The sequence below is a fragment of the Methylibium sp. T29-B genome (assembly GCF_000576225.1).
GTDB lineage: Bacteria > Pseudomonadota > Gammaproteobacteria > Burkholderiales > Burkholderiaceae_C > Methylibium > Methylibium petroleiphilum.
This window is the reverse complement of sequence record NZ_AZSN01000032.1, coordinates 24,769-35,043: the sequence shown is the minus strand read 5'-3', so window position 1 is coordinate 35,043 and position 10,275 is coordinate 24,769. Positions and strand designations below refer to the sequence as shown.

Sequence of the window (10,275 nt, the reverse complement as noted above, 5' to 3'; positions counted from 1 at the left end):
TTGTGAGCAAATCGCAACATCCCCGTGTTGACCCGCTACGGGGCTCCGGGGGGCGTCGATACAGTCATTTGCAGAGGTTGTCGAGGCAGCGCCACGATGGCCCGATTCGAGAATCTGCAGGAGACGTTTCCCATGAACAAGACCCTCATCGCATTGGCCGCGACATCGGTTTTCGCCGCGTCGGCTCAGGCACAGAATTCGGTCACGCTATACGGCAGCGTGGATGCCGGTATCAACTACGTTTCGGGGCAGGACGCCGCCAAGACGCGGTTGGCGAGCGGCATCATGGAAGGCTCGCGCTGGGGGTTCAAGGGCAATGAAGATCTAGGGGGTGGCTACCGCGCGCTCTTCGTGCTCGAAAGCCGTTTCGAGGCCGACACCGGCGCCATCAGCAATCGGGCGGCATCGGGCATCCAAGTCCCGGACCGCTTTCTCGATCTGCAGTTCCTCGGCGTGCCGCTGATCCCGCTGGCCCCGGGCGTGACGACCCAGACCGTCGTGAACCAGGTCGGCGCGCAACTGGGCAGCCAGATCGGCGTGAACCTGACCAACAACGTCTTCGACCGGCAGGCGTTCGTCGGTCTCGTCACACCGGTCGGTGCCGTGCTGGCGGGTCGGCAGTACACGCCGGCCTACGAGATGTTCTACGTGTTCGATTCGATGCAGACCGATTCCAGCCTGTCGGCCGCACAGATCGCCACGCTGCCGGCGGCAGTCGACATCCGCAAGAGCAACGCCCTGGCCTATCGACTGCAGAAGGATGGTTTCACGGCCACGCTGATGTATGCCTTCGGCGAAACCGGTGATTCCACCTCCAACAACCGCTACATGAGTGCCAACGCGTACTACAAGGGCAACGGCTTCGCGGTGGGGGCGGCCTACGGCACCAACAACAATGCCGTCGGCGACAAGGCTCTGACGGATGTGCTGCTGGGTGCTTCGGTGGACCTGGGTCCTGGCAAGCTGTCGACGCTCTATGCGACCTTCAAGGACGACAATCCTGGCGTCGGCGCGGACGTGACTGCGGGCTTGATCGCACAAAACCCGAGCCCCGCATTTGCGCCGCTCGCCACCTTGATCGGCAATGCTTTCGAGCGTGCGTTGCGCCAGGATTCCCGCTTGTTCCACGTGGGCTATCGTTTCAACTTCGGCCCGAGCACCGTGACGGTGGCCTACAACCACTACGACGATCGCACCATCGCCGATGCGGACGTTCAGTCCTACGGCGCTGTCTACACCTATGCACTCTCGAAGCGCACCGACGTCAATTTCGTGCTGACCCGCTTCGACAATGACGACAACGCTCAGGCCGCCCCGGGCGGCGGCGGATTCTTCGGCGGTGTGACCTCCGAGGCGGGCAAGGGCGCTCACAACATCGCGCTGGCGCTGCGCCACCGCTTCTGAGTCCCCTGCGGCCGGCGGCCCGCGCCGCTGCCGCGGTGTACCCTCGCGCGCCATGGCCCGATTGCCCCGCTTGATCGTTCCGGCGCTGCCGCACGTGGTGAGCCAGCGCGCGCAGCACGGCCAGACGATGGTGCAGGATGACACCGACCGCCAGTCATTGCTGCAGTTGCTGCGCGAGGTGGCGGCGCAGCATCACGTCGCAATCCACGCCTACTCGGTGCTCGAGTCGCGTCTCGATCTGGTGGCTACGCCCGATCAGGCGAGTGGTCTGAGCCTGGTCATGCAATCGGTGGCGCGCCGGCATGCGTCGGCCTTCAACCGACGCCACGGCCGTGTTGGCGGCTTGTGGGAAGGCCGCTTCCGGGCGGCCGTCATCGAACCGACCTCGTGGTTGCTGCCTTGCATGGTGTATGTCGAACGACTGGGGCATGGCGCTCAGGCGGCAGCAGCCGTGTCGCTGCCATGTTCCAGCGAAGCGGCCCACCGCGGTCACGCTGCGGACCCGTTCCTGGTGCATCCGGCGGCGTACTGGGCGCTTGGCAACACACCCTTCGAGCGAGAGATGGCCTACGGCAGCATGCTCGAGCACGCGTTACCGGACCGCCAGGTGCAGGCCATCGAAGCGGCACTGCGGGGGGGCTGGGCGCTGGGATCCGACCGTTTCGTCGCGCAACTGGCCTCTGCCTCGTCACGACCGGTCGCGCCGAGGCCCAGAGGCCGACCACCGAAGATTCGGCCGGCGCACCAAATTTGATATGTCACCATTTAATTTCGCACCAGTGTCGAGCGCTCAATAATAAGAATCTGACCCTGAATTTTTTGATTGTCAGTTTTGCTGCGCTGCCGTAATCTCTCGGCCGTTTCCCGCCAGGAGAGCGCCGTGACCTCGTCCGCCCCAAGCCAGCAAGACATCGACACCCTTCGCCTCGAAGGCCTCTACGATCCGGCCCATGAACACGATGCCTGCGGCGTCGGCTTCGTGGCGCACATCAAGGGCGTCAAGGCACACAGCATCGTCGGCCAGGGGCTGAAGATCCTGGAGAACCTCGATCACCGTGGCGCGGTCGGGGCTGACAAGCTGATGGGTGACGGCGCTGGGATCCTGATCCAGATTCCCGACGAGTACTACCGCGCGAGATGGCTCTCCAGGGCATCGAACTGCCGCCGCCCGGCGAGTACGGTGTCGGCATGATTTTCCTGCCCAAGGAACACGCCTCGCGACTGGCCTGCGAGCAGGCGCTGGAGCGCGCCGTGCACGCCGAAGGGCAGGTGCTGCTGGGCTGGCGCGACGTGCCGGTCGACCGGGCCATGCCGATGTCGCCCACGGTGCGGGCCAAGGAGCCGGTGATCCGTCAGATCTTCATCGGCCGTGGCGCCGACGTGATCGTGCCCGATGCGCTGGAGCGCAAGCTCTACGTGATCCGCAAGACGGCATCGGCGGCGATCCAGAAGTTGCAGCTCACGCACAGCCACGAGTACTACGTGCCCAGCATGAGCTGCCGCACCATCATCTACAAGGGTTTGCTGCTTGCTGATCAGGTGGGCACTTACTACCTGGATCTGCAAGACGAACGCACGGTGTCGGCGCTTGCGCTGGTGCACCAACGCTTCTCGACCAACACCTTCCCGGAATGGCCGCTGGCGCACCCCTACCGGATGGTGGCGCACAACGGCGAGATCAACACCGTCAAGGGCAACTTCAACTGGATGCGCGCGCGCCAGGGCGTGATGAAGTCGCCGGTGCTGGGGGATGACCTGAACAAGCTGTATCCGATCAGCTTCGATGGCCAGTCCGACACCGCGACCTTCGACAACGCGCTGGAATTGCTGACGATGGCCGGCTACCCGCTGGCTCACGCCGCGATGATGATGATCCCGGAGGCGTGGGAGCAGCATGCGACGATGGACGAGCGGCGCCGTGCCTTCTACGAATACCACGCTGCAATGCTGGAGCCGTGGGACGGTCCCGCCGCGATGGTGTTCACCGATGGCAAGCAGATCGGCGCCACCCTCGACCGCAACGGCCTGCGTCCGGCCCGCTACATCGTCACTGACGACGATCTGGTGGTGATGGCCTCCGAGTCCGGCGTGCTGCCGATCCCGGAGAACAAGATCGTCAAGAAGTGGCGCCTGCAACCCGGCAAGATGTTTCTGATCGACCTGGAACAGGGCCGCATCGTCGACGACGAGGAACTGAAGAACACCTACGCCTCGGCCAAGCCCTACCGGCAGTGGATCGAGAACGTGCGCATCAAGCTCGACGCCATCGCCGCGCCGGCCGAGGCCGCGCCGGCCTTTGCCGAAAACCTGCTCGATCGCCAGCAGGCTTTCGGTTACACGCAGGAAGACATCAAGTTCCTGATGAGTCCGATGGCCCAGACCGGGGAAGAGGGCATCGGATCGATGGGCAACGACTCGCCGCTGGCCGTGCTGTCCGACAAGAACAAGCCGCTGTACAGCTACTTCAAGCAGATGTTCGCGCAGGTCACCAACCCGCCGATCGATCCGATCCGCGAGGCGATCGTGATGTCGCTGAACAGCTTCATCGGCCCCAAGCCCAACCTGCTGGACATCAATGCGGTCAACCCGCCGATGCGGCTGGAGGTCGCGCAACCCATCCTCGACTTCGAGGACATGGCGCGCCTGCGCAGCATCGAGAAGCCGACGCACGGCAAATTCAAGTCGTATGAGCTCAACATCGTCTATCCGTACGCCTGGGGCGGTGAGGGCGTGGAGGCCAAGCTGGCATCGCTGTGCGCCGAGGCGGTGGACGCGATCCAGGGCGGCCACAACATCCTGATCATCACCGACCGTCGCATGAGCCGCGACCAGATCGCGATCCCCGCGCTGCTGGCCCTGTCGGCGATCCACCAGCACCTGGTTCGCGAGGGCCTGCGCACCACCGCCGGCCTGGTGGTCGAGACCGGCTCGGCGCGTGAGGTGCATCATTTCGGCGTGCTTGCCGGCTACGGCGCCGAGGCCGTGCACCCCTACCTCGCGATGGAGACGCTGGCCTCGCTGCACAAGGAGTTGCCAGGCGACCTTTCGGCCGACAAGGCGATCTACAACTACGTCAAGGCGATCGGCAAGGGCTTGTCGAAGATCATGTCCAAGATGGGCGTGTCGACCTACATGTCCTACTGCGGTGCGCAACTGTTCGAGGCGATCGGCCTCAACAAGCCGCTGGTCGAGAAGTACTTCCGCGGCTCGGCCTCGCAAGTCGGCGGCATCGGCGTGTTCGAGGTTGCCGAAGAGGCGTTGCGCATGCACAGGGCAGCTTTCGGCGACGACCCGGTCCTGGCGACGATGCTCGACGCCGGTGGCGAGTACGCCTGGCGTACACGCGGCGAGGAGCACATGTGGACGCCGGACGCCATCGCGAAGCTGCAACACAGCACGCGCGCGAACAAGTTCGACACCTACAAGGAATACGCACAGCTGATCAATGACCAGTCGCGCCGGCACATGACGCTGCGTGGGCTGTTCGAGTTCAAGCTCGACCCCAGCAAGGCCATCCCGCTCGATCAGGTCGAACCGGCCAGCGAGATCGTCAAGCGTTTCGCCACCGGCGCCATGTCGCTCGGCTCGATCAGCACCGAGGCGCACAGCACCCTCGCGATCGCGATGAACCGCATCGGCGGCAAGTCCAACACCGGCGAGGGCGGCGAGGACCCTGCGCGCTACCGCAACGAGCTCAAGGGCATCCCGATCAAGCAGGGCACGATGGTCAGCGAAGTGGTCGGCAGCAAGGTGATCGAGGCCGACTACGAGCTGAAGGACGGCGATTCGCTGCGCTCGAAGATCAAGCAGGTGGCGTCGGGGCGCTTCGGCGTGACGACCGAGTACCTGGTCTCGGCCGACCAGATCCAGATCAAGATGGCCCAGGGCGCGAAGCCCGGCGAGGGCGGCCAGTTGCCGGGTGGCAAGGTGTCCGAGTACATCGGCATGTTGCGCTACTCGGTGCCGGGCGTCGGCCTGATCTCGCCGCCGCCGCACCACGACATCTACTCGATCGAGGACCTTGCGCAGCTGATCCACGACCTGAAGAACGCCAACCCGCGCGCCTCCATCAGCGTCAAGCTGGTGTCGGAGGTCGGTGTCGGCACGATCGCCGCCGGCGTCGCCAAGGCCAAGAGCGACCATGTGGTGATCGCCGGTCACGACGGCGGTACCGGGGCCTCGCCGTGGTCCAGCATCAAGCACGCCGGCACGCCCTGGGAGCTTGGCCTGGCCGAGACCCAGCAGACGCTGGTGCTCAACGGTCTTCGTGGCCGCATCCGCGTGCAGGCCGACGGTCAGATGAAGACCGGCCGCGACGTCGTGATCGGTGCGCTGCTCGGGGCCGACGAGTTCGGCTTCGCGACCGCACCGCTGGTCGTCGAGGGCTGCATCATGATGCGCAAGTGCCACCTCAACACCTGTCCGGTGGGCGTGGCAACGCAGGATCCGGTGCTGCGCGCCAAGTTCCAGGGCAAGCCCGAGCACGTCGTCAACTACTTCTTCTTCGTTGCCGAGGAAGCGCGCCAGATCATGGCGCAACTGGGCATCCGCAGCTTCGACGAACTGGTCGGTCGCGCCGATCTGCTCGACACCAAGAAGGGCGTGTCGCACTGGAAGGCGCGCGGCCTCGATTTCGGGCGTGTGTTCCACCTGCCGCAGGTGGGCGCGGACGTGCCGCGTCGCCAGGTCGACGTGCAGGATCACGGCCTGGCCAAGGCCCTCGACGTGCGCCTGATCGAGAAGTGCCGTCCAGCCATCGAGCGTGGCGAGAAGGTCCAGTTCATGGACGAGACGCGCAACGTCAACCGCACCGTCGGCGCCATGCTGTCGGGCGAATTGATCCGCCACCGGCCCGAAGGCCTGCCCGACCACACCATCTTCATGCAGATGGAAGGCGTGGGCGGCCAGAGCTTCGGCGCCTTCCTGGCGCAGGGCATCACGCTCTACCTGATCGGCGATGCGAACGACTACACCGGCAAGGGTCTGAGCGGCGGCCGCGTGGTGGTGCGCCCGAGCATCGACTTCCGAGGCGACGCCACGCAGAACATCATCGTCGGCAACACGGTGCTCTACGGGGCCACCAGCGGCGAGGCCTTCTTCCGCGGCGTCGCCGGCGAACGCTTCGCGGTGCGACTGTCGGGCGCGACCACGGTGGTCGAAGGAACCGGTGACCACGGCTGCGAATACATGACCGGCGGCACGGTGGTCGTGCTCGGCAAGACCGGGCGCAACTTTGCGGCCGGCATGTCGGGCGGCATCGCCTACGTCTACGACGAAGACGGCAGCTTCTCGCAGCGTTGCAACACCGCGATGGTCGCGATGGACAAGGTACTCACGGCCGACGAACAGCGCAGCACCCAGGAGGCCGCCATCTTCCACAAGGGCGTAGCCGACGAGGTGCTGCTGCGCAAGCTGATCGAGGACCACCACCGCTGGACCGGCTCGCTGCGCGCGCGCGACATCCTCGACCACTGGCCGGCGGCACGCGGCAAGTTCGTCAAGGTCTTCCCGCACGAGTACAAGCGGGCGCTGGGCGAGATCCACGCCAAGAAGGAGGCCAGCGAGACCATCGCCAAGGCCAGGACCAACGACAAGAAGTCGAGCAAGGCCAAGGCCTGAGGCCGGCCTTCCAGAGCGGCCGCACGGAGCATCACACCATGGGAAAAGTCACCGGATTTCTGGAATACGAGCGTCTCGAGGAAGGCTACGCGCCGGTCGAGCAGCGGCTCAAGCACTACAAGGAATTCGTCATCGGGCTGAAGGACGAGGAAGCCAAGGTCCAGAGCGCGCGCTGCATGGACTGCGGCACGCCGTTCTGCAACAGCGGCTGTCCGGTCAACAACATCATTCCCGACTTCAACGACCTCGTGTACCGAGGCGACTGGGCGAACGCGATCGCGGTGCTGCACAGCACGAACAATTTCCCCGAGTTCACCGGGCGCATCTGCCCGGCGCCGTGCGAGGCCGCCTGCACCCTCAATGTCAACGACGACGCGGTCGGCATCAAGAGCATCGAACACGCCATCATCGATCGCGCGTGGGCCGAGGGTTGGGTGCAGGCACAGCCTGCGCGCCACAAGACCGGCAAGACGGTGGCGGTCGTCGGCTCGGGGCCGGCCGGCATGGCGGCGGCACAGCAGCTCGCGCGGGCCGGCCACGCCGTCACGCTGTTCGAGAAGAACGACCGCATCGGCGGCCTGCTGCGCTACGGCATCCCCGACTTCAAGATGGAGAAGACGCACATCGATCGGCGCGTCGAGCAGATGAAGGCCGAAGGGGTGGTGTTCCGAACTGGCGTGCTGGTCGGTCACCTGCCGGAAGGCTCGAAGGTCACGAACTGGGCCAAGGAGATCGTGTCGCCCGAGCAGCTGAAGGCCGAGTTCGATGCCGTCGTGCTGACCGGGGGTGCCGAACAGAGTCGCGACCTGCCGGTGCCGGGGCGTGATCTCGACGGCGTGCACTTCGCGATGGAGTTCCTGCCGCAGCAGAACAAGATCAATGCCGGCGACAAGCTCAAGGGCCAGATCCGCGCCGACGGCAAGCATGTCATCGTGATCGGCGGTGGCGACACGGGCAGCGACTGCGTCGGCACCAGCAACCGCCACGGCGCGAAGAGCGTGACGCAGTTCGAGCTGATGCCCATGCCGCCGGAGCAGGAGAACAAGGAGCTCACCTGGCCCTACTGGCCGTACAAGCTGCGCACCAGCTCCAGCCATGACGAGGGTTGCGAGCGCGAGTTCGCGATCGCCACCAAGGAGTTCATCGGCGACAAGGGCAAGGTCACGGCGCTGAAGACCGTGCGCGTCGAGTGGCAGGGCGGCAAGATGGTCGAGGTGCCGGGCAGTGAGCAGGTGCTCAAGGCCGATCTGGTGCTGCTGGCGATGGGCTTCGTCAGCCCCGTGTCGACCGTGCTCGACGCCTTCGGCATCGACAAGGACAGCCGCGGCAACGCCAAGGCGACGACCGACTTCACCGGGGGCTACCAGACCAATGTGCCCAAGGTGTTCGCTGCCGGAGACGTCCGCGTGGTCAGTCGCTCGTGGTGTGGGCGATCCGCGAAGGGCGCCAGGCCGCCCGCGCCGTGGACGAGTTCCTGATGGGATACAGCGACCTGCCCCGCTAGGGCCTGCCGCAACGCCGAGCCCGTGCGGACGGGCCGGCCTCCGGGCGCTGCGCAGCAGGCGCCCCGGGTATCCCCTATCATCCGCGAAGCCGGGTCCTCTGATTCGGCTTTTTCACTTCGGCCCATGACAAGTCCAACAGCGCCGTCGATCCCCGGCCGCGACCCGAACGCTCTCGTCGAACTCCAGCATGTCACGTGCGGCTACGGCGAGCGCGTGATCCTGCGCGACGTGGATCTGGTCGTACCGCGCGGCAGCGTGCTCGCGCTGATGGGCACTTCGGGCGGCGGCAAGACAACGGTGCTGCGACTGATCGGTCGTCAGCTCGAGCCGATGAGCGGCAAGGTGCTGTTCGACGGCACCGACCTCGCCACGCTGGGCCGGGACGGCCTCTATGCGGCGAGGCGCCGCATGGGCATGCTGTTTCAGTTCGGCGCCCTGTTCACCGACCTGTCGGTGTTCGACAACGTGGCGTTTCCCCTGCGCGAACACAGCGGGCTCGGCGAAGCCATCATCCGCGATCTGGTGCTGATGAAGCTCAACGCCGTTGGCTTGCGCGGTGCTCGCGATCTGATGCCGAGTGAGGTGTCCGGCGGCATGGCGCGCCGTGTGGCGCTGGCCAGGGCGATCGCGCTCGACCCCGAACTGATGCTTTACGACGAGCCCTTCGCGGGTCTGGACCCGATCTCGATGGGCGTGGCCGCACGGCTGATCCGCGAGCTCAACCGGGCGCTCGGCATCACCAGCATCGTGGTCTCGCACGATGTCGACGAGACCTTCTCGATTGCCGACCAGGTGGTCTTCATTGCCAACGGCGGTGTGGTCGCGCAAGGCACGCCAGCCGAGATGCGGGCCAGCGAGGATCCGCTGGTGCGTCAATTCGTCGACGCCCAGGCCGACGGCCCGGTGCGCTTCCATTACCCCGCCGCGAGCGCGAACGAGGACTTCCAGGTGGGCTCCTCATGAGCTGGTACCGCCCGTCGGACGTCGGATACGCGGTGCGCGCCCAGCTCACAGGCCTGGGTGCCGCGGCGCGCCTGTTCGGGCGCATGCTCGCGAGCTTCGGTCCGGCCCTGCGGCGCGGGCGGCTGGTGGTCGACCAGGTGCACTTCCTGGGCAACCACTCGCTCGCGATCATCACCGTGTCGGGCCTGTTCGTCGGCTTCGTGCTCGGCCTGCAGGGCTACTACACGCTGCAGCGCTACGGCTCGTCGGAAGCGCTCGGCCTGCTCGTCGCGCTGTCGCTGGTGCGCGAACTCGGCCCGGTGGTCACCGCGCTGCTGTTCGCCGGGCGCGCGGGCACCTCGCTCACCGCCGAGATCGGTCTCATGAAGGCCGGCGAGCAGCTCACCGCGATGGAGATGATGGCGGTCGACCCGGTGCAGCGGGTGCTCGCGCCGCGTTTCTGGGGCGGTGTCTTCGCGATGCCGCTGTTGGCAGCGGTGTTCAGTGCCGTCGGCATCCTGGGAGGCTGGGCGGTCGGCGTGCTGCTGATCGGCATCGACGCCGGCGGATTCTGGTCGCAGATGCAGGGCGGGGTCGACGTGTTCAAGGATGTCGGCAACGGCATCGTGAAGAGCATCGTGTTCGGTGTCACGGTGACGTTCGTGGCGCTGTGGGAGGGCTACACCTGCCAACCGACGCCGGAGGGTGTGTCCCGGGCCACCACACGCACCGTCGTCGTGGCCTCGCTCGCCGTGCTCGGGCTCGATTTCGTGCTGACGGCGATGATGTTCTCGATTTGACGACG

At 65.9% G+C, this 10,275-nt stretch carries 4 protein-coding genes and 2 pseudogenes; all 6 read left to right on the top strand.

Going from position 1 to position 10,275, the window contains the following annotated elements:
• Positions 1-132: 132 nt before the first annotated feature.
• The 6 genes and pseudogenes from Y694_RS07685 to mlaE all read left to right on the top strand — a co-directional run bounded on the left by Y694_RS07685 (position 133) and on the right by mlaE (position 10,270).
• Entirely contained in the window at positions 133-1,404 is a 1,272-nt protein-coding gene (locus Y694_RS07685) for a porin (RefSeq protein WP_036231366.1), read from the top strand.
• Positions 1,405-1,561: 157 nt separating this feature from the next.
• Positions 1,562-2,158 carry a transposase gene (locus Y694_RS07680; RefSeq protein ID WP_231497583.1) on the top strand — a complete coding sequence of 199 codons (597 nt, stop codon included), beginning with the start codon at positions 1,562-1,564 and terminating at the stop codon, positions 2,156-2,158.
• Positions 2,159-2,284: 126 nt separating this feature from the next.
• Positions 2,285-7,023: pseudogene (locus tag Y694_RS07675) on the top strand (glutamate synthase-related protein).
• Between the two features lie 38 nt (positions 7,024-7,061).
• Positions 7,062-8,527, top strand: a pseudogene (locus tag Y694_RS07670) (glutamate synthase subunit beta).
• 124 nt (positions 8,528-8,651) lie between these two features.
• Positions 8,652-9,491 carry an ABC transporter ATP-binding protein gene (locus Y694_RS07665; RefSeq protein WP_051495637.1) on the top strand — a complete coding sequence of 280 codons (840 nt, stop codon included), beginning with the start codon at positions 8,652-8,654 and terminating at the stop codon, positions 9,489-9,491.
• On the top strand, positions 9,488-10,270 hold the full coding sequence (mlaE, locus tag Y694_RS07660) for a lipid asymmetry maintenance ABC transporter permease subunit MlaE (RefSeq protein WP_036231351.1): 783 nt from the start codon (positions 9,488-9,490) through the stop codon (positions 10,268-10,270). The genes Y694_RS07665 and mlaE overlap by 4 nt, the downstream gene beginning before the upstream one ends.
• The last annotated feature ends 5 nt before the right edge of the window (positions 10,271-10,275 follow it).

What these genes read in the sequence shown, in the direction of transcription:
- mlaE (WP_036231351.1), top strand. Translation starts at nt 9,488, where the DNA reads ATGAGCTGGTACCGCCCGTCGGACGTCGGATACGCGGTGCGCGCCCAG.
- Y694_RS07685 (WP_036231366.1), top strand. Translation starts at nt 133, where the DNA reads ATGAACAAGACCCTCATCGCATTGGCCGCGACATCGGTTTTCGCCGCG.
- Y694_RS07665 (WP_051495637.1), top strand. Translation starts at nt 8,652, where the DNA reads ATGACAAGTCCAACAGCGCCGTCGATCCCCGGCCGCGACCCGAACGCT.